Here is a 19407-nt window from a genome sequence, read left to right as displayed (position 1 = left end):
CAGATGGGGGCTTGATTAGCAGTAATCAATGCCTCGTTTCTCACACTCTCCTCGCAGGGCGGCGAGAAAGTAACTGCGCTCGCTGCCCCAACCACGAACCTTGCGCTCATGATCCACGGTCTGCTTCAAACGCTCATCGCTGTAAGCGGCAAAACGGGCTGCATACTCTGAAATTCTTGACTCGGCATAACCTACACCAACAGCTGATGACTCGGCATTAGCTGCCTTAATTGTTGATGACTTGGCATTAGCTGCCTTAATTGTTGATGACTTGGCATTAGCTGCCATTACATTCTCATTGTTCTTTAAATCTGAATTTGGATTCATAAAGATAATTATTTTAAGTTGTTAAACACTTACACATTCTTTTACCACCGTGGTTATCTCTATGCGAAACTCGGTTGGTGTGCCGCAACTGGGCAACTCTTAATGCTTGATTTCGGATGCAAAAGTACATCATTATTCTGAAACCACCAAATTTTTTCGGGATTATTTTTCCTGTTTTTTTCCTTCTTCTAAAGAAGAAGATTTTTCGGGGTAGCAGATAGTAAGGAAGAGAAATCCTTTAATGGTTAAACTTTCCTATAATTGCATTATAATAGTATCATAATAATAAAATTATAATTATCTTTGCACTATGATTATCAGAAAGATATAAGATTATTCAAAGACAATAAAGAAGATAATATACAATGATAGAGAATCCGTTTATTCTGCGAGGATACATATCCGACGCTTACTTCTGTGATAGAGAAAAGGAAACCATCGACTTGATAAGAGAAATCAAGAATGGCAATAATATCACCCTGATTGCACCTAGAAGAATCGGCAAGACAGGGTTGGTGCAACACGTCTATGCCCAAGAAGAAATCAAGGATAAATACTATACCTTTCTTGTAGATATTTATGCCACGAAAAACCTAGCCGACTTCATTCAGGAACTAGGCAGAAGTATTCTGCAAAGTCTTAAACCTAAAGGCACCAAAGTAGTGGAACATTTTCTTAACTGCCTCCACTCACTCCGTTCATCCATCAGCTTCGATATGAACGGCGTGCCTTCGTGGGGAGTAGATTTGGGAGAAATCACCAGTCCAACCACAACGCTCGATGAAATTTTCCATTATCTGGAGAGTGCTGATAAGCCTTGCATCGTGGCTATTGATGAATTCCAAACCATCAGCAGCTATAGAGAAGCGAATGTGGAAGCCATACTGCGCACCTACATCCAGCACTGCCATAATGCCAGTTTCATCTTTGCCGGATCCCAACGCAACATGATGTCGGAAATGTTCTTGAGTCATGCCCGTCCTTTCTATCTGAGCACCTCTATCAAAACGCTGAAAGCTATTGATAGAGAGGTGTATGCAGACTTCGCCACTCGACTTTTCGAGGAAAGACAGAAGTTTATCAAACGAGAAACCATTTATCAGATATACGACCGTTTTGATGGCATCACCTGGTATCTGCAAAGAATGCTCAATAAGATTTTCTCGCTCACAGAAAAGGCTGATGACAAGATGATGGAACTGGCTGATGATAAGATGATGGAACTGGCGCTCAACTCGATTATAGACGAGAGTGCTTTTGCATACGAAGCACTTCTCTTTCAGTTGCCAGCTAAGCAAAAGGAACTTCTCATTGCCATCTGCAACGCTGGCAAGGCTCAAAACATCATGTCATCGGCATTCATCAAGAAACACAATCTTCCTTCCGCCAGTTTTGTACAAGGTGGTATCAAGGGATTATTGGAGAAAGATTTTGTTACAGAGACGGATGGAACTTACGAACTGTACGATAAGTTCTTCGGTGAATGGCTGAAAAAGGAATTATAAAGTATAAAGATAGAAGTATAAAGTATAAGAATATAAACAAAAAGAAGAATATGATACAGCAAGTAGAATTTTCATTGCGCCCGCTTCCTCGCGGCTTTCACCTCGTAACCAACGAGGTGATGAGGAACTTGCCGGCGCTGCCTAAGACGGGGATACTGAATCTCTTCGTAAGACATACCAGTTGCGGATTGTCGCTGAACGAGAACTTCGACCCGGATGTGAGACATGATTTAAAAGGCATCTTCGAAAGACTGGTTCCGGATGGCGACCCAAGATACCTGCACCAGGATGAAGGACCTACGGATATGTCGGCGCATGCCAAATCGAGCATGGTGGGTGTATCGCTCACCATTCCTATTACCAATGGCAGACTGAACCTCGGTACCTGGCAGGGAATCTACCTTTGTGAATTCAGAGAGGGAGGCGGAAGCCGACACCTCATTGCAACGATTATCGGGGAATAAATAACAGAGCTTTCGCAAGCGGTTTTCTACCGTCCATTCGGGGCAGCAGAATTCACTTACGAAAGCTCTGTCTTTATTTTACTGAGACCACTTTCAGATTCCAAGAATCCTTAATGACCTTAATGACCAATGACCTTAATGACCACTTTCATCTTCTATTTCTTCTTCCATCTCCAGTTCTTCTTTCTTTCCGAAGTTAGGATCTATCTTCAGGAAGGCGGTAACCAGGAAGGTGATGATGCAGCAGCCCATGACGATGATGAAGAACATGCGGTAACCCACCATATCCTTCAGATATCCCGAAACCATGCCCGGCAGCATCAATCCGAGATAGGAGATGCCCGTACAGATGGAATAATGGGAGGTCTTGAACTTGCCCTGACTGTAGAACAGCATATAGAGGGTAAGAACCGTGAAGCCCAAACCGTAACCCAACTGCTCGATGAAAAGACAGCTGGAAACCACGATGAGGTTGCTGTTGAGCGAATAGCTCAGATAGATGTAAACCACATCGGGCAAGGTAATGGCGCAAACCAGCGGCCAGAGCCATTTCTTCATTCCGTCCCTGCTCACCAGGATGCCTCCGAGGATGCCACCCAGCAACAGTCCGATGAGACCCACCGTGCCGTTGGCAAAACCATATTCCTGAGGCGACAAGCCCAGTCCGCCCTGCGAATTAGGACGGAGGATGAAGGTCTTGGTCATGGTGTTCAGAAGCGCCTCTGGGAATCGGTAGAAAAGGAGGAAGAGCATCACACAGATGGTTTCTCCAACCCCGAACTTCACGAAGAAGGTGCGGAACATGTTCTTCAGTTCATGAGCCACTTCGCCCACCGTTCTGTCGGTCTGCACATCCTCCTTCGGGCGCGGCATGAAGCGGCTGTGGTAGAGCCACAAACCGATGAAGATGCCTGCCAGTCCGTAGAAGATAAGCGCCCACGAGAAGCGTATCTGGTTGCGGAAGACAACCTGAAGTACACCAGCCAACATCACCAGAAAACCATTTACAAAGATGATGGCGAGGCGGTAGAAGGTATTTCGCAAGCCTACAAACTTAGTCTGCGTATGTTCATCCAGCTCAATCATGTAGAAACCATCTGCCGAAATGTCGTGGGTGGCACTACAGAAGGCGATGAGGAAGAAGAAGCACATCGTAGCCTGGAACCAGAAGGCTGTAGGCAGCGAGAAGGCGATGCCGGCAAGGGCAGCTCCGATGAGAGCCTGCATGGTGAGCACCCACCAGCGCTTGGTCTTCAGCAAATCTATGAACGGACTCCACAAGGGCTTGATGACCCAGGGAAGGGCGAGCCATCCGGTATAGAGCCCCACCTCTGCATCGGTCAGCCCCAACTGCATGTACATCACCACAGAGAGGGCAGTTACGATGACGTTGGGGAGTCCTTCGGCAAAATAGAGGGTCGGAATCCATGCCCATGGACTCCGACTGTTTTTCTTTGTTACCATTTTACATCACTATTTATAAAGTTTCTTGATTTCAGCACCCTGATAGTAGTGCAGCAGGATGGCATCATAATGATAACCCTGCTCGCCCATCACGGCAGCACCAATCTGGCAGAGGCCTACTCCGTGCCCCCAACCGGCTCCGATGAGTTCGAAACGCTGAGGCACTCCCTGTTCATCCTTATCATACTTATCCACCACGAAGGCTGAACTCAGCAGATGACTGTCGCTCAGCATACGGCGGATTTCGAGTTCCTTACCGATGGTAAAGGTCTTCTCGGTTCCGATAATCTGGAGTTTGCTGATTCTTCCACTCTTTCCGCGCTCCACAGCCTTCATGTCCAGGATGGCACCCAGGTTCATCTTCAGTTTGTCGGCGATGAGCTGCTGCAATTTCTCCTGGCTGAGCGTTTCCTTCCAGCGGTAGAAGTTGACGGTTTCCTGATCATAGTCGTTGAGCACCTCGGAGAGGATTTTCTTATCCTGCGTGTTGCAGAAAGCAGGCGGATTGAAGCGGATCCATTTCTCAGCCTCTTCCTCCTTGGTCAGATTAGGCTGTGTATGTTCCACGCCCAGGGCGATGTCGCGAACCGCCGTGAGATAAGTCTTCGGCGTGTCCTCCCAGCAATACTGGAATTCCTCGGTTATTCCGCCGCAGCATTTCGAGAATCTTGCGTCGCAGATTTCTTCGCCGTCCATCAGAATCTGTCCCTTGGTCTGGCGGATGGCTTCGGCTACATGAGGCGAAGTTTCTTTGGTGATGCCCTGATAGCGCTGGCAGTGGTCGTCGGCACAGACATCAAAGAGGGTATGGTCTTCGCGGTCGTACCAGCGGATGAGTGTATCTTCCTTCCTGGTGAAGGAGAAGAAGTTGTTGCCGCTCTCAGCCACCTCTCTGCGCTTCTGCATCTGTGCCAGAAGCCATGAACGGGAGATGACAGCGTGCGCCTTCAGGAGTTCGAGACTCGAAGTGGCACTCATCTCACTGCTGATGACACTCTCCAGATATTTTTCTACCGGCAACTCATTGATTGCCACAATCTTATCCGATTCTACCACAAAGCGGAGCGTGCCCAGGAAGGTTTGGGTTTCCTTGCGCTCCCAGTGGAAGTTGACACCGATGGTTACGTCGCTCAGCGAGAACGAGGCGTCGGCACTCTGCGGATGGAAGGTGAGCTTGCTGTACTGGTTGCCGTTCCAGAGCACACCGCCCTCAGAGAATTCTACCACCTGTTCGCCCAGCACCTTTTCGCCCTTGGCAAGATAAGGTTTGTTGAGCGAGAAATGAATCTTCTGCGCACTCACGATGCCCACCATTACGTGGGGCTGCTTACCATTATTATATAAGGTGGAAGAGGCTTCGGCTGCATCCTCGGCATCCTTAGATGCCTTCAGTTTGGCAATGATGGCGTTCATCTTTTCTTCCGAAACGCCACATTCCTGCAGCAGCGAGAGGGCTTTCTCCTCGGTCAGCTTTCGGAAATCTTCCTCACGAGGGGTGATGATGAGTCCGCTCATATCCAGTGCTCCCGGCGAAACTACAAACTGGGCGCAGCCTTCGGCAAAATAGGCTTCCGGACGGTGCTTTTCTCTCGGAATGACCACGCTGATGAATTCCTCGCCCTTGCGCCAGGAGATGATGTTCATCATCGGTTCGGTTTCGTCGCCACGCTGAGGCATTGCCTTGTAGAGACGGTGGAAGAGGGCTTCGTCGCTCTCGGCACTCTTCGAGATGATGACGAAGGCAGGAACGAGGAAGTCACGAACCACTGCGATTTTCTCCTCATCATTGAGGGAGATGACGTCGGTCAGGTTGCGGGAGAGGCGCTGCCAGTTGGCCTGAAGAGGAAGGATGCCGTTGGTTCCTGCCTGGAAATGAAGATGGTCTGGAGCCGAAGCACCACACTTCGGACCGTTGTAGAACACCATCAGGTCGCTGTGCAGACTGATGAAGCGGTGCATCTCGCCGTAGTTCTTGTAGATAAGCTGAGGCTGGTGCTTGCGTGCCGGAATGGTGAAGTGGACTGGCAGAATCGGGAACGGATTCACCAGGAGATGGAATTTCTCGTCTATCTGCTTCGACATCTGTTCCTTAGGACGGTTCCTGTCGCAAAGGAAGCAAGGGCGCTCGCCCAGGGTTTTCTTATCTATCTTGGCGCCCGTACTTACGATGCGGGCTGGGTTCCACTGCAGTTTCAGCTGGTCGGAGAGCTGGCGGGTTTCTACGTGCTTGAGGTCGCGGAAGCGGTGGCGGGCATCTGCCCACACCTCCAGCTGGCGGTTGAAGAAACGTGAGATGCTGCTGTCTTCCATGATGTCGGCCTTGCCCAGCAGCATGTGCTGGCGTGCCTTCAGTTCCATGGTGCGCAGACGGTCCTTATACAGGTTGTTGGCGTTCACCTTCTCCACGCTGAGGGCAGCATCACTGTTGCCTCCCCAGCGGCGGCAGAGGTAGAGTTCGTCGTAGATTCTGCCGATACGGTAACGGCGCGAGAATGCCAGTCCCAGCGCATAATCCTCACCATACGAGGTGTTAGGAAACTGGATTTGTCTGACCAGCGGAGTGAAGAAGGCGCGCGGAGCACCCAATCCGTTGATACGCAGCGCATTGTTGCATCCGTTTTCTTCGGTCCATTCCTTGTGGTCTATCAGTCCCGGTGGCAGGGTGTTGAGGTTGAAGTCGCACATGCGGTACGAGCCTATAATCATGGCAGCCTTCTGCTTGTAGAAGGCATCTACTATCTTCTGGAGTGTCTTTGGCGAAGAATAGAGGTCGTCGCTGTCAAGCTGGACGGCAAACTTTCCGCAGAATCTGCTGTGGATGGCTTCGTTCCAGCATCCGCCTATTCCCAGGTCGGTTCTCTCCGGAACAATCTGTATCAGGTTGTCAGCTTTAAGTTCATCCAGTATTTCGCCGGTGCGGTCGGTAGAATGGTTGTTCACCACAATGACGTTGAACTTGAAGCTTGCTTTCTGTTCCAGGGCACTCTTCACGGCATCAGCCACGGTCTTTTCGCGGTTGAAGACGGGGATGATGACAGATGCCTCGTATTCAAACTCCTGCTCACCGAAGTCGGGCTGGCGGTAGAAGGTGGTGTCTATCAGGGCGCCCACCTTGCTCAGGTGCTGGGTGCATGCCTTTTCCATCTCTATCTGCACCTCGCGGTTGCGCGGGTTCACATAGTCAAACTGCTTCTCGCCACTCTTACGGGTGTCGAGTTCGGCTTCTGAATAGAGGAATTCGTTGAGATGGAAGATTTCGCCCACGCGGCTCAGATAGAGACGGAGGTCGTAGAGGGCGGCAAACTGATACTCCTCGCGGTCGGGCTGGGCGATGTAGTCGGCCAGCGCCTGTGCCTTGATGCACCAGAGGCTTCCGAAGTCGAAGTCGTCACGCAAGGAACCTGCCTGGTAGTCAATTACGGGATGTTTCTCCATCTTGCCTTCCACCATCTTGTAGTGGTCGGCGTAAACCATGACGGCATCCGTATCATCAGCCACTCTGAGGAATCGCTCCAGCGTGTTGTTCCCCCATCCTATGGTGGTGTGGCGGGTACAGATCATCACGTAGTCGGCATCTGTATTTTCAGCGATGCTGACAAGGGTGTTACTGCTTTCCAGGCGGTCGGTAATGACAAACGTGCATCCTTCCGGCACCTGATGATGAGCGGCAAAATCAGCACTCACCAGGAAGTGGATATGCTGTACAGTCTTGTACTCATGAAGCACCGACAAGGCATTCTGCGCATCGCCGATGTATTCGCAAGGCAAGAAAAGGTCTATTTTTTCTCTCATTTTCTTACGTTATTTTTGTTCACTTCAGCCCTTTTCGGGGGGCTAAATCTGTGTTTTTTATCTTTATTTTATCTTATTATATTAAAATATGTGGCAAAGATACTAATTTTTCGCCAAAAAACACTATCTTTGCAGTATGAATAATGAAAAAAAATATCTTTTGGGCCTTACACTTGGCGAATTGAAGCAGGTGGCAAAGGACTTAGGCATGCCCGCCTTCACCGGTGGACAGATGGCGAAGTGGCTCTATGAGCAGCATGTGAAGAGCATTGATGAGATGACCAACATCTCGAAGGCGAACCGTGCCAAACTCGCTGCTGAATACGAAATAGGATGCTTCGGATATTCCGATGCGCAACATTCGGTGGATGGTACCATCAAGTACCTCTTCCCTACCCGAAGCGGCAAATTTGTCGAGACGGTTTACATACCCGACAAGGACCGCGCCACGCTGTGCGTTTCTTCGCAGGTGGGATGCAAGATGAACTGCCTGTTCTGCCAGACCGGCAAGCAGGGGTTTGAGGGCAGTTTGCCTGCCGGCGACATTCTGAACCAGATTTACTCGCTGCCTGAGGTAGACAAGCTTACCAACATCGTGTTCATGGGTCAGGGCGAGCCGATGGATAATCTCGACAATGTGCTGCGCGCCACAGAGATTCTTACTGCCGACTACGGCTGGGCATGGAGCCCGAAGCGCATCACGGTAAGTTCGGTGGGCGTGAAGAACAAGCTGAAGCGGTTTCTGGAAGAGAGCGACTGCCATGTGGCCATCAGTATGCACGACCCTATCCCTTCTGAGCGTGCCGAACTGATGCCTGCCGAAAAGGGCATGGGCATTGAGCAGGTGGTAGAGTTGCTGAGAAACTATGATTTCTCTCATCAGCGCCGCCTGAGTTTCGAGTACATCGTCTTTAAGGGCGTAAATGACAGCATGCAGCATGCAAAGGCCATCATCAAACTGGTGAAGGGGCTTGACTGCCGCTTCAACCTGATCCGTTTCCACCAGATTCCAGACATCCCTCTGCAGGGTGTGGATGATGAGAAGATGGAGCAGTTCCGTGATTACCTCACCCAGCATGGTGTCTTCACCACCATCCGTGCCAGCCGCGGCCAGGACATCTACGCCGCCTGCGGTCTGCTCAGCACCTCGAAGAAAATCGGAGAAATCCGTGAGCACGAGGATGAGGAGAAGATGAAGAAGTAAGGAAAGGAGAGGAAATGGTTACGCAAAAAGAAGCTAAAGAAAAAGAAAAAATAAGCAGAACAGAAACAGGCAAGTTCTTCTACGACTTGAGTAAATCTACATTTACAATTACAGTACTTGGAAGTTTAGCAGTAATGTTTAAAGATGGTTCTATTCCTAATTCGCTTGTCGTTGGAGCACTAGCGGGAATTATCATGGCTGCTTCTTTTTTTGGAATAGGTTATAAAATTTTAAATAAGTAACGATATGGATATGTTTACATTTACAATGGTTACAGGCTGCATCATCTCATTATGCATATTGGGATGGTTATACACAAAACCTGGTCAGAAATGGCTTGATGGATTTAAATAAGAATATGGATACATTCACATTTACATTAATGATTTTTGCCATTGCTGCAGTAGCTCTCGTCAGTTGGCTATACACAAAATCAGGTAAAAAGTGGTTAGAAAAGCAATAAGAATTACCAAGACATGGAATACTTAGCGATGACTATGACTGGTTTTTTAGTAATTGCAGCAAGCTTTCTGGCTTGGCTTTATACAAAACCAGGAAAGAAATGGTTAGAGAATCTTTAAAATAAAATTATGGATTCATTAGTATTAACAATGGCAAGCCTAGCTTTTATAGGTTTATGCATATTGGTTTTCCTCTATACTCCAAGAGGAAAGAAGTTTTTAGAAAACATGTAACAACATGTATTACAAAAAACTTTTAACGGCAATTTGCCTGGTGCTGGCATTTCTGGCAAGCTGCAGCCCGGGAGGAGGAAGAAACGGGAAACTGCCCAAGAGCACAGGACAGCCTTACGAGGTGGTGCTTGAGGGAGATACCGACAGCATCGTTACGAAGATACTGACGGAAGAGGTGCCTGCCCTGCCCCAGCCCGAACCGCTCTGCCGGCTCATCCAGGTTAAGAAGGGAAAGACCCGCGGCAGCTACCTGCTCGTAAGAACCCGCATCGTGGTGAACATCCCGGCAGCGGAATTCTCAGTCGGGCTGAGCCGCAACGAGAATGCTTCGCCGCAGACCGTCATCCGCATCTCTGCCCGCTCGCCGCAGCAACTCAGAGAGAAACTCAACCCCGAGAAGCTGCGCCAACTCGTAGATGAGGCAGAACTGGAGCACCTCGCCTCCATCATCTCCACCAATCCGAGCAAGCAGAATCGCGAGATGCAGCAGCTGGTAAAGAAGAACTTCGGCATCAGCATGAACATCCCTGCCGAAATGCAGGCTAGCAAGAAGGCGAAGAACTTCATCTGGATTTCAAACAACGCCAGCTCGGGCATGAAGAACCTCATCATCATGAGAGCGGAGAGTGAAGAGCGAAGAGCGGAGAAAGTGAAGAGTGAAGAACGAAGAGTGAAAAATACAGATGCTTTTTCACCTCAAGAGAAGCAGCAGATTGACAGCATTCTCCGAACCAACATGCCGGGCGAAACCGACAGCATGTACATGGTGATTCCCGTTCTTTCAGAAAGAGGACTCTGGGAGATGAAGGGCGACGCCATGGGAGGACCCTACGTGATGAGGCGCATCTGCCCCGGAAAGGGGAAGGATGAAATCATCATCATCGGCTTCGTATATGCGCCCGAAATGAAAAAGAAAATATTAATCAAGCAGCTAGAAGCTGCGATTTCTACTATAAAATATAAACGATAAATGGACAGCAAAAAGATTAGAGTGGCCATCACTCACGGAGATACCAACGGTATCGGATACGAACTCATTTTTAAGGCATTCAGTGAGCCAGAGATGTTGGAGTATTGTACCCCTATCATCTACGGTTCGCCTAAAGTGGCAGCTTATTACCGCAAGGCGATGAATCTGCCTGCCCAGTTCTCCATCATACAGAAAGCTGAAGATGCGGAAGACGGAAGAATCAACCTCCTGCCGGCTGTAGACGAGGAGGTGAAGGTCGACATGGGCATGCCTACCCTGGAATCGGGAGCAGCAGCCCTCAAGGCTCTTGACCGCGCCATGACCGACTACCGCGACGAGCTCTTCGACGTGCTCGTTACCGCACCGGTAAGCCAGCTGAACGCCCAGATTGAGGGTTTCCAATTCAAGGGTCACAAGGAATACATTGAAACCTGCCTGGGCGAAGGAGCCAAGGGCCTTTCCATTCTCTGCGGCAGAGACCTCCGCATCGCCTCAGTAACCGGAAAAACTCCGCTCAAGGACGTGCCGGCAGCCATCACCCAGGAACTCATCATCGAGAAGGTGAAGCAGATGCACACATCCCTGAAGCGCGACTTCATGATTACCAACCCGCGCATCGCCGTGCTCGCCCTGAACCCTAGCAACAACGGCGAGGAGAGCTGCGGAACTGAGGAAGCTGAAATCATCATCCCAGCCATTGACCAGCTTGCCGAGCAGAAAATACAGGCCTTCGGTCCTTACCCAGCCGACGAATTCTTCGGCAACGGATATTTCGTAGAGTTCGACGGCATCATGGCCATGTATCATGATCAGGCCACTACCCCGTTCCATTCGCTCTACACCGAGGATGGCGTGCTCTTTACAGCCGGTATGCCACTCGTGCACACCGCCGCCGACACCACTCCTTGCTACAGCATCACGGGCTGCAACGAGGCCGACGCAACCTCCTTCCGCCACGCCATCTGCCTGGCGCTGGATGCCTTCTGCAACCGCGAAGACTATGATGAGGCCTACGAGAATCCACTGCCTAAACTCTACCACGAGAAGCGTGACGAGAGCGAGAAGGTAAGATTCTCCATCCCTAAGAAAAAGGGATAAATAGAAAGGCATCTCATCCTGGAAAGCGAAAGACGCCCTATCCCCCGAGAAAAGCGGGATAAAGAAAGATTCGGGAGGGCAGATGAGCCCCAAAACAGCAAATCTGCCCTGTAATCAGACCTCCCGAACGTTAAAATAAAGAAAAAATGCTGATAATTCAGAAAAAATGAGTAATTTTGGCAGCTAAATGGATACTTCCGAACTACAAAAGATAAAACAACGCTACAATATCGTCGGTAACAGCGACGGATTGAACCATGCGCTCGACGTTGCCCTACAGGTAGCGCCGACCGATCTTTCCGTGCTCATCATCGGCGAGAGCGGTGTGGGTAAGGAAATCATTCCAAGGGTGATTCACGACAATTCGCCACGCCGCAGAGAGAAATATTTCGCCATCAACTGTGGAAGCATTCCGGAGGGAACCATTGACAGCGAACTCTTCGGACATGAAAAGGGATCCTTCACCGGAGCCATTGGCGAAAGCGAGGGATACTTCGGCATTGCCAACAAGGGCACCATCTTCCTCGACGAGGTGGGCGAACTCCCGATACAGACGCAGGCAAGACTGCTGCGCGTGCTCGAAACGGGAGAATACATCCGCGTGGGCGGTACGGAGATAAGGAAAACGGATGTCCGCATCGTGGCAGCCACCAACGTAAACATGCGCAAGGCTGTGAGCGAAGGCCGATTCCGCGAGGACCTCTACTACCGCCTCAACACCATCCCTATACAGATGCCTGCATTAAGGGAGCGGGGCAACGACATCCTCCTGCTCTTCCGCCTCTTCGCCATGCAGATGGCCGAAAAATACCGTCTGCCTAAGATTTCACTCTCAGAGGAGGCTAAGCAGATTATGCTGAAATACAAGTGGCCGGGAAATGTGAGACAGCTCAAGAACATCACCGAACAGATGTCGGTGCTGAGCCGGGAAAGAGAAATCGACGCACAGACCCTCACCCAGTTTATTCCGAGAGATGAGGAGTCTACACAGCTCGCCACCATACAGAAGGATGGCAACGACGACCACAGCTACGCCAGCGAGCGCGAACTGCTCTACAAGATTCTCTACGAACTGAGGGGCAACGTAAGCGACCTGAGACGAGAGATGAACAGCCTGCGCAAGCAGCTCGACGAGGCACGCCAGCTGGGCGGCACCAGCGGATATGTTTCGCCGGTTCAGCCGAGCACCCAGGTAGCTCCGGTATCAGCCGTAGCTCCGGTTTCATCGGTTCCGTCCGTATCATCCGTCTCACCGGTTTCATCGGTTTCACCGGTTCCGTCGGTACCTCCAATTACCGACCTCGACGAGCTCCAGCACATCCGTCAGGAAATGGCTGCAGGAGGCATGAGGGGCACTTACAAACCCGAAGCTGAGGATGCCGAGATTGAGGAGATTAAGGAAGAAAACGAGAATCTGAACCTCAGCGACCTGAGCAAGCAGATGATAGAAAAGGCGCTGGAGAGAAACAACGGAAACCGCAAGAAAGCGGCTGAAGAACTGGGAATCTCCGACAGAACCCTGTACAGAAAGATTAACAAATATAAGTTATGAAGCATTTACGCGCGTACCTATATATAATAGGACTCACACTCATGGTGGCGGTCATGGCTGCATGCTCCGTGAGCTACAAGTTCAACGGTGCCAGCATCGACTACACCAAAACCAAGACCATACAGATTGCCGACTTCCCTATCAGAAGTTCGTATGTGTGGGGTCCGATGGGTCCGATGTTCAACAACGAAATCAAGGACAAGTTTGCCAGCAACACCCAGCTCGTACAGGTGTCGCGCAACGGCGACCTGAAGATAGAGGGCGAAATCACCCAATATTCTCAGCGTAACAAGTCGGTAAGCGCCGAGGGATACTCTGCCCAGACCGAGCTCAGCATCACCGTAAACGTGCGCTTTACCAACACCAAGAACCATGCCGAGGACTTCGAAAAGCAGTTTACATCTGCCAAGACCTACGACACCACCCAGAGCCTTGCCTCAGTGCAGGAAGAACTGGTAACCCAGATTATCAAAGACCTGGTAGACCAGATATTCAACGCTACGGTGGCTAACTGGTAAAGTAAGTGAAGAACGAAAAGTGAAGAGTGAAGAATTCAACGGCTTTACTAATCATAAAGTTCAAAGTTCAAATTTCAAAGTTTAAAGTAAAATATAGTGGAACTAAGCAGATTGATACAACACCCAGAGGAAATGAACCGAGAGACGCTCTACGACTTGCGCGCCCTCTTGGCCCTATATCCGTATTATCAGACGGCACGTCTGCTGATGTTGAAGAATCTGTACCTGCTTCACGACCCGAGTTTCGACGAAGAGCTGCGCCGGGCAGCCATCTACATCACCGACCGAAAAATCATCTTCGAGATGGTAGAGGCAGCCCATTATCAGATAAAACCCGACCCGTCAGAGGTGGATCTCAACCAGCTGAAGGAATCGGAAAGAAAGGAAACGGGAGCAGAAAAACACGGCGACCGCACCAGCGACCTCATCGACCACTTCCTGGGATCCATACCGATGGATGCCGAAGAAGAGGAGAAGAAGAAGGAGAAGCGCAAGCCTACACCTGCCGATGCGGCAGTAGACTACGTGGCGTATCTCATGGAGACAGAAGACCAGCAGGAGCCGGAAGATACTTCGCGCACCATGAGCCTTATCGACGACTTTATGGAGGATGGCGGTTTCAAGCTGCCTAAAATCCAGCAGGACGAAGATTACAAACCAGAATTTACGCCCGAACTTCAGACCGATTCCGGCAAGGACGGCGAAGAGGAAAACAGCGGTGTATTTACCGAAACCCTCGCCCGCATCTACATCAAGCAGGGCAGGTATCAGAGGGCTTACGACATCATCAGCCGACTGCATCAGCAGCGTCCTGACAAGAACGGATATTATGTTGACCAGCTCAGATTCCTGGAGAAACTGATGCTGAACAGCAAGAAGAAATCTCCGGAGAAAAAGAAATAAACAAGAATAATAAATAAATAAAACTAGTTTTAAAAAATGGCTTACACATTATTAGTAGTATTAATCGTCCTGGTAGCTATCCTGATGATTTTCATCGTGCTCATCCAGGAGTCAAAGGGAGGTGGACTCGCAAGTAACTTCTCTTCAACCAACTCAATCATGGGTGTTCGCAAGACCACCGACATTGTTGAGAAATTAACATGGGGCCTCGCTGCAGCCTTGGTTGTTATCAGCGTGGCATGTGCTTATGTAGCTCCTCAGGCAACTGGCGAAAACAGCGTCATGGAGGGTGCAACCCAGGAGCAGACCGCTCTTCCTGCCATGCCAGGTGCTAGCAAGGATGCAGCAGCAGGTGCACAGAAGGCAGCTCCAGCAGCTCCAGCAGCAGGTGCTGGTGCTCAGCAGGCAGCTCCGGTTGTTCCAGCAAGCCCAGCTAAGTAATAATCAGCTGATAAGGAAAAGTGGCATTTTCGCGCTCTACTACCCTTTTATTCTAGAGAAAAGGATGGAAAAAGACGAAAAATGCCACTTTTTTTGATGTTTTTGAAAAAAAGTTGCTCAAAAATTTGGTAGAACCGAAAAAAGTTCGTACCTTTGCACTCGCTTAAAAGAAATGACATTTAAGCTAGCTAACATGGTGGACGTAGTTCAGTTGGTTAGAGCGTCAGATTGTGGTTCTGAATGTCGTGGGTTCGAGTCCCACCTTCCACCCAGGATAAACCCTGCAAGATTTATTTCTTGCAGGGTTTCTTGTTTTATTACCCTCTCCTCTCTTTCAGGAAGGCATCTCCGCTTCATCACTCTTTCTTTCGTTTCATCACCGAAATCTTCACGTTGGGGTAAACCTCACGAAAGGCACGTTTCACCAGCGGATATACCGAAATCGGACCGTCTGTGTCAAGATACCGGCTCACGAAGGCTATCAGGAAATTCCTGCTCTCAAAAGCACTCTCAAGGGGAGAAGGCAGAAGCCCATACCCTTCAAGTCCCGCCTTACGACATACATCATAGATAAACTGGTCGGTAGCCTCATCCGGCAACCACTCCTGCAGTATCCTTCGCGGACAGAACATCACATGCCGCTCTTTAAACAGCCTTCGCGTGCGGCGCAGCAGTCGCCACAGCCGCACATAAGTTTCATAATCATGCTGTATTTTCATACCATTCATTATTATTGATTTTCTCTTAATGACCTTAATGACCAATGACCTTAATGACCACCCGCAGGAAGATTCTGAACCTTCTGAAAATGCCCAGGCGTATGGCTCACCACGATAAGCCCCTGGTTGCGCCAGTTTTTCAGCATCATGCGCACACTGTTGCGGCTCACATTCGCCCCCTTCACAGCCATACACTGCTGAATTGCCTGCTCCATACTGAACTCATCGGCAAGCCGCGCAAAGATACTGTCGTTCTTGCCCACGCGGTTTCTCGGTCCTATCTGATAATTCTTCGACTCATAAGCCCCCTCTATCCGCTCGCGGAAATAGTAGAGATCATTGTCTATGAGATAATCGGCTATGAGGTCAAAAGTCTGCAGCATGTCGTCATTCTGCAGTTTCTCCAGCGTGGTAATCCAGAGTTTCGGAGTCAGCTTCAGCCGCTTCTCGGCACCCGAAAGTCCGAAACGCCCAATCAGCGATTCAGCTACCTTGCAGAGCCAGAGTGCACAGGTGATGCGCTGCGCATTCACACAGCCGCGCAGACGCTGGCGAGCCAGCACCCTGTCGTCGTTCTTCATCGCTTCCATACGGATTCGCTCCAGCCATTCCCTGCCCCGGTTCTCCAGCTTGTGCAGCACCACCGTGCCCTGCATCATCGGCAGCAGATGAGCCACCTGATGAATGTGCTCCTCCTGCTTGTCGGTCAGGTGAGAAGGTTTCAGAGCCAGCGGCGCAAACGTGTTGTCGGGCGTGCGGGCGATGGAGATGCGCGAGAGCAGACCGTCGGTATAATTGGTAATCACGCGGTAGAGTGCATCCTGCGTGCCGCACATCGTCACATTCCAGAGCAGTTTCTTGATGTGCACACGGGTAGCATCTGCGCTCTTCGCCTCGCGGTCGTAGCGGCTTTCATCATAAGCCTGGCGCAGCATCACACTGAAATCGCTCATCGCCGACTTCCACTTCATCGCCACCGTATCAGCCTCGGGTGTAAAACTGAAGCTGTGTTTCTCCTCAGCATTCCCCAGTCGTTCGGCTATGTTGGCAAGCGTGTTGTTCAGCGGCAGCATTCTTACCGGCAGTTTCGGCTGTTCGGGCGCCTTTCCGCTCTTCATGCGTCTGGTTTTCTGCGCCCATTCCTCCTCCTGCTGGGTGTAGATGTCGGTCTGCGCCTGCAGTTCGTACATCCAGGCACCGATTATCGGGTCAAGCTGTCCCTTTCCCGAACCGAATTCGCCGCAGATGTAGGAGATGAGATTCAGTCCCCTCGCATTGCCGTGCACATCCAGTTTCACGCCCGTAGCCAGAGCCCCGAGTGCCGGAGCTATGCCGATGAGGGTAGCCATACAGAGCGGAGTTCCGGCAGCAGCCACACTGTCGCTCACGCCCATCGGCAGTTTCGGCAGTCGGTTAAAATGCCAGAGTTCATCCTGTTGCATGGCCTCGTCCAGCGCATCAGCTACCTGCACGCCTTCCTGCGCATCTCCGCATCCCGTCTTGAGATATTCCTGTCTCAGCGCATTGAGCACATCTTTCAGTCTTTTCGGCATCTGCGTTCTTCTTTCAGCCAGGGCCGAGTCAATGCATTTCATCTTCTGTTCTTCCGGAAACCCGTCGTAGCAAGGAATCACCCTATCCATGAGCAGTCTGTCGAATCCGCATATATGCCTCAGGTTCACCGCCAGTTCAAAAGTGAGCACATCTCTGTTAGAGGTCACCGGCGTTTTCCCGTCGTTATACATCCCCCACCATTTCTCAATAATCACCTCATACGGAATCCCCAAGTAATTCTCTCCAGAAGAAGAGGAGGATGAAGAGGAAGAGGAAGAAGAAGAAGAGGAAGAAGAAGAAGAAGAAGAGGATGAAGAGGAAGAGCCAGCAGAAGCAAAGCCAGCAGATGAAGAGCATGTCCCCCGTTGGGCCCCCGTTCCAGGCGATTCCATCGCCTGTCCCCCCGGCTCCGTTTTCTCCTGTCCCCCCAGCTTCTCCGTTCTCTCCGTTCCCCCCACCTTGAAGTGCTTATTGCTCCCGTGGGCTCCTTCTGGCAGTTCTTCTCTTCCGTTTTTCTCCCTGTCTTCCAGCGTTCGGGCCTCCTCAGCAACGCGGTCCACATCAGCCCCCGGGCTCACCCCATACTGGTCATTAAAGAGTTCAGGCGAGAGGAAGAGCAGTTCATCCTTATCAGCAGTACTTGAAAAGTAAACCCGGTTGATATCATGCGCATTGGTATCCAGTTCGCAGTCGAGGGCTTTAGCTATGCGCACCTGGTTTTCGAGAATCGTCTTTCCCTTTTCTCTTTTAAAAACAGCATGTCCACCCTGGCTCGCGCTTCTTTCCAGCATCAGCAGTCCCAGCCTTTCAGCCAGCGTCGCTCCTTCTCCAGCCGCTCCCTTAATCTCCGAGCCAGCGGTCCCCCGCCTAGCCCCCGTTCCCTGCGATTCCATCGCAGGTCCCCTCTTCTCCATCAGCATTTTAGCTATGCGTTCAAACTCCCCCGCATCATCCACATCAAATCCGAAAGCCTGGCTAGGCAGCCGGCACCCCTTCACAACCCCATCCGGGTAATACCCCGAATAGTTAAACTGGATAAGCCTCCGTTTAGCAGCCTGGTTACCCATTCTAGCCTGCCTTAGGTTAGCCTGTTGCGAAGAAGTATTTCTGAGCCGTCGATACGACTCCTCGGTGAGAACAGGGAGGGCCACCTTGCGCCCTCCCCTAACAGAAATCAAATAAACACTCATATTCCAATCAAAAAAATAAAAACAGTTAATAAAGATTCAGTAAGTATATCTAGGGTCCTATCCCAGCATCAGATAATCCATGATAGCCTGCACCGCCTCTCGGCTCTCCTTGCGCATCGCCTTAGGAATATTGATGCCCTCATTCTTAAAAACCTTCAGAAAAATCTGTATCGCCCCGTCCTTCGTCTCCGAAGCACGGCCGTGGGCAAACTTCCTGATCAGCTTACTCTGCGAGCGCGGATACCCCTTCACCGTAAAATCCACCGTGCCGTCGCTCATCTGCTGCACAATGCCCAGCGTACGGAAACTGGAAACCTGATTAGGTTTCGGATCATCAGGCGAAAACATAAAATACTTGCGGTTGTCGAAGAAAGCCATGCCCTCAATCTGCACATGCTCACCCCCATTCATCACCATTCCAACATTCTGATTCAAATTAAAATTCTTTTCCATATTAGTTTTTTTTTTAATTCAAGTTTTGCAAGTGAGGGAATTGACAGAAGTTAATGAAGTTATCACTCCCTACGGTCGTTCGGGAAGTGAAGAGACAATAGTCTTCTTTCGTAAAACGTAGGACATTTGTCCCTTAACTTCCCTCTAACTTCCCTTAACTTCCCTCTAACTTCCCCTCTAACTTCCCCACATGCGAAAGTTAGTTTTAATACATCAGTTCAGCTTAACGATTTCCTGCACCGAGATGTCCTGAAACACCTGCCCATTATGCTCGCGTGTCTGAAAGCGCAGGCGAACCGCCACCACATCCCCAGCCTGGAAACGGCATTCTGCCGCATTGCCCCAAAGCTGTGCTGCAAACTGGTTTTCAAACTTGCCGCCAAGTTCCTGCAACAGGATGTTGCATTTCTTAATCTGACCGCCCTCAGCCTTCTGGCTCTGTACAGCGAAGGCCTCGCCCTGCTGCACCACTTTCATCAATTCTGTATTCATCATTTATAAATACTGAAGTTTCGCAAGTGAATAAATATCAACTTGCTTGTTTATAAATATACATAT

The 19407-nt window shown here is 50.2% G+C and carries 17 protein-coding genes, 1 tRNA gene and 1 riboswitch; of the genes, 11 read left to right on the top strand and 7 right to left on the bottom strand.

Annotated elements, in window-relative coordinates; all coding sequences use genetic code 11:
* Positions 1 to 15 precede the first annotated feature (15 nt).
* Entirely contained in the window at positions 16 to 327 is a 312-nt protein-coding gene (locus KSW37_RS10990; RefSeq protein WP_217314494.1) for a hypothetical protein, read from the bottom strand.
* Positions 327 to 438: riboswitch (SAM-I-IV-variant riboswitch) on the bottom strand. It overlaps the preceding gene by 1 nt.
* A 254-nt stretch (positions 439 to 692) precedes the next feature.
* Between KSW37_RS10990 and KSW37_RS10985 the strand changes: the two genes are divergently transcribed.
* Together KSW37_RS10985 and KSW37_RS10980 are read left to right on the top strand one after the other, a co-directional pair.
* Positions 693 to 1832, top strand: coding sequence for an AAA family ATPase (locus KSW37_RS10985; protein WP_217314493.1), 1140 nt, complete (start codon positions 693 to 695; stop codon positions 1830 to 1832).
* Between the two features lie 50 nt (positions 1833 to 1882).
* Entirely contained in the window at positions 1883 to 2296 is a 414-nt protein-coding gene (locus tag KSW37_RS10980; protein WP_006846346.1) for a secondary thiamine-phosphate synthase enzyme YjbQ, read from the top strand.
* Between the two features lie 135 nt (positions 2297 to 2431).
* Here KSW37_RS10980 and KSW37_RS10975 read toward each other — a convergent pair whose 3' ends face one another.
* Positions 2432 to 3760, bottom strand: coding sequence for an MFS transporter (locus KSW37_RS10975; protein ID WP_217314492.1), 1329 nt, complete (start codon positions 3758 to 3760; stop codon positions 2432 to 2434).
* 9 nt (positions 3761 to 3769) lie between these two features.
* Positions 3770 to 7552 carry a DUF4922 domain-containing protein gene (locus KSW37_RS10970; RefSeq protein ID WP_217314491.1) on the bottom strand — a complete coding sequence of 1261 codons (3783 nt, stop codon included), beginning with the start codon at positions 7550 to 7552 and terminating at the stop codon, positions 3770 to 3772.
* A gap of 136 nt (positions 7553 to 7688) precedes the next feature.
* On the opposite strand from KSW37_RS10970, the gene rlmN reads away from it, so the two are divergent.
* From rlmN to KSW37_RS10925, 9 genes are all read left to right on the top strand, one after another.
* Entirely contained in the window at positions 7689 to 8756 is a 1068-nt protein-coding gene (rlmN, locus tag KSW37_RS10965) for a 23S rRNA (adenine(2503)-C(2))-methyltransferase RlmN (RefSeq protein ID WP_217314490.1), read from the top strand.
* A gap of 14 nt (positions 8757 to 8770) precedes the next feature.
* Complete coding sequence (locus KSW37_RS10960; RefSeq protein ID WP_217314489.1) at positions 8771 to 8998, top strand: hypothetical protein; 228 nt, start codon at positions 8771 to 8773, stop codon at positions 8996 to 8998.
* 457 nt (positions 8999 to 9455) lie between these two features.
* Positions 9456 to 10421: a DUF4837 family protein gene (locus tag KSW37_RS10955; protein WP_217314488.1), complete on the top strand. Its 966-nt coding sequence runs from the start codon at positions 9456 to 9458 to the stop codon at positions 10419 to 10421.
* Positions 10422 to 11519, top strand: a complete 1098-nt coding sequence (locus KSW37_RS10950; RefSeq protein ID WP_217314487.1) for a PdxA family dehydrogenase — start codon at positions 10422 to 10424, stop codon at positions 11517 to 11519.
* Between the two features lie 187 nt (positions 11520 to 11706).
* Positions 11707 to 13071, top strand: a complete 1365-nt coding sequence (locus KSW37_RS10945; RefSeq protein WP_217314486.1) for a sigma-54 interaction domain-containing protein — start codon at positions 11707 to 11709, stop codon at positions 13069 to 13071.
* Entirely contained in the window at positions 13068 to 13589 is a 522-nt protein-coding gene (locus KSW37_RS10940; RefSeq protein ID WP_217314485.1) for an LptE family protein, read from the top strand. The genes KSW37_RS10945 and KSW37_RS10940 overlap by 4 nt, the downstream gene beginning before the upstream one ends.
* A gap of 96 nt (positions 13590 to 13685) precedes the next feature.
* Positions 13686 to 14492: a tetratricopeptide repeat protein gene (locus KSW37_RS10935; protein WP_217314484.1), complete on the top strand. Its 807-nt coding sequence runs from the start codon at positions 13686 to 13688 to the stop codon at positions 14490 to 14492.
* 36 nt (positions 14493 to 14528) lie between these two features.
* A complete protein-coding gene (secG, locus tag KSW37_RS10930) occupies positions 14529 to 14933 on the top strand; it encodes a preprotein translocase subunit SecG (RefSeq protein WP_217314483.1) in 405 nt (134 codons plus the stop codon).
* Between the two features lie 195 nt (positions 14934 to 15128).
* Positions 15129 to 15204, top strand: a tRNA-His gene (locus KSW37_RS10925).
* Between the two features lie 85 nt (positions 15205 to 15289).
* Here KSW37_RS10925 and KSW37_RS10920 read toward each other — a convergent pair.
* The 4 genes from KSW37_RS10920 to KSW37_RS10905 form a co-directional block, all read right to left on the bottom strand.
* Positions 15290 to 15652, bottom strand: coding sequence for a hypothetical protein (locus tag KSW37_RS10920; RefSeq protein ID WP_217314482.1), 363 nt, complete (start codon positions 15650 to 15652; stop codon positions 15290 to 15292).
* Positions 15653 to 15702: 50 nt separating this feature from the next.
* Positions 15703 to 18396, bottom strand: coding sequence for a DUF3987 domain-containing protein (locus tag KSW37_RS10915; protein WP_217314481.1), 2694 nt, complete (start codon positions 18394 to 18396; stop codon positions 15703 to 15705).
* 57 nt (positions 18397 to 18453) lie between these two features.
* Positions 18454 to 18849 carry a hypothetical protein gene (locus KSW37_RS10910; protein ID WP_233400210.1) on the bottom strand — a complete coding sequence of 132 codons (396 nt, stop codon included), beginning with the start codon at positions 18847 to 18849 and terminating at the stop codon, positions 18454 to 18456.
* Positions 18850 to 19062: 213 nt separating this feature from the next.
* The gene (locus KSW37_RS10905; RefSeq protein ID WP_217314480.1) at positions 19063 to 19341 is read right to left on the bottom strand and encodes a DUF3127 domain-containing protein; all 279 of its coding nucleotides are present in this window, start codon (positions 19339 to 19341) and stop codon (positions 19063 to 19065) included.
* Positions 19342 to 19407: the final 66 nt, after the last annotated feature.

It is taken from the genome of Segatella copri, from assembly GCF_019127135.1.
GTDB lineage: Bacteria > Bacteroidota > Bacteroidia > Bacteroidales > Bacteroidaceae > Prevotella.
The sequence above is the reverse complement of the archived record's forward strand: the minus strand, read 5'-3'. Positions and strand labels throughout refer to the sequence as shown.

Coding starts and splice junctions, on each gene's coding strand:
- KSW37_RS10940 (WP_217314485.1), top strand. CDS start 13,068: ATGAAGCATTTACGCGCGTACCTATATATAATAGGACTCACACTCATG.
- KSW37_RS10960 (WP_217314489.1), top strand. CDS start 8,771: ATGGTTACGCAAAAAGAAGCTAAAGAAAAAGAAAAAATAAGCAGAACA.
- KSW37_RS10910 (WP_233400210.1), bottom strand. CDS start 18,849: ATGGAAAAGAATTTTAATTTGAATCAGAATGTTGGAATGGTGATGAAT.
- secG (WP_217314483.1), top strand. CDS start 14,529: ATGGCTTACACATTATTAGTAGTATTAATCGTCCTGGTAGCTATCCTG.
- KSW37_RS10920 (WP_217314482.1), bottom strand. CDS start 15,652: ATGAAAATACAGCATGATTATGAAACTTATGTGCGGCTGTGGCGACTG.
- KSW37_RS10950 (WP_217314487.1), top strand. CDS start 10,422: ATGGACAGCAAAAAGATTAGAGTGGCCATCACTCACGGAGATACCAAC.
- rlmN (WP_217314490.1), top strand. CDS start 7,689: ATGAATAATGAAAAAAAATATCTTTTGGGCCTTACACTTGGCGAATTG.
- KSW37_RS10985 (WP_217314493.1), top strand. CDS start 693: ATGATAGAGAATCCGTTTATTCTGCGAGGATACATATCCGACGCTTAC.
- KSW37_RS10905 (WP_217314480.1), bottom strand. CDS start 19,341: ATGAATACAGAATTGATGAAAGTGGTGCAGCAGGGCGAGGCCTTCGCT.
- KSW37_RS10990 (WP_217314494.1), bottom strand. CDS start 327: ATGAATCCAAATTCAGATTTAAAGAACAATGAGAATGTAATGGCAGCT.
- KSW37_RS10980 (WP_006846346.1), top strand. CDS start 1,883: ATGATACAGCAAGTAGAATTTTCATTGCGCCCGCTTCCTCGCGGCTTT.
- KSW37_RS10945 (WP_217314486.1), top strand. CDS start 11,707: ATGGATACTTCCGAACTACAAAAGATAAAACAACGCTACAATATCGTC.
- KSW37_RS10975 (WP_217314492.1), bottom strand. CDS start 3,760: ATGGTAACAAAGAAAAACAGTCGGAGTCCATGGGCATGGATTCCGACC.
- KSW37_RS10955 (WP_217314488.1), top strand. CDS start 9,456: ATGTATTACAAAAAACTTTTAACGGCAATTTGCCTGGTGCTGGCATTT.
- KSW37_RS10970 (WP_217314491.1), bottom strand. CDS start 7,552: ATGAGAGAAAAAATAGACCTTTTCTTGCCTTGCGAATACATCGGCGAT.
- KSW37_RS10915 (WP_217314481.1), bottom strand. CDS start 18,396: ATGAGTGTTTATTTGATTTCTGTTAGGGGAGGGCGCAAGGTGGCCCTC.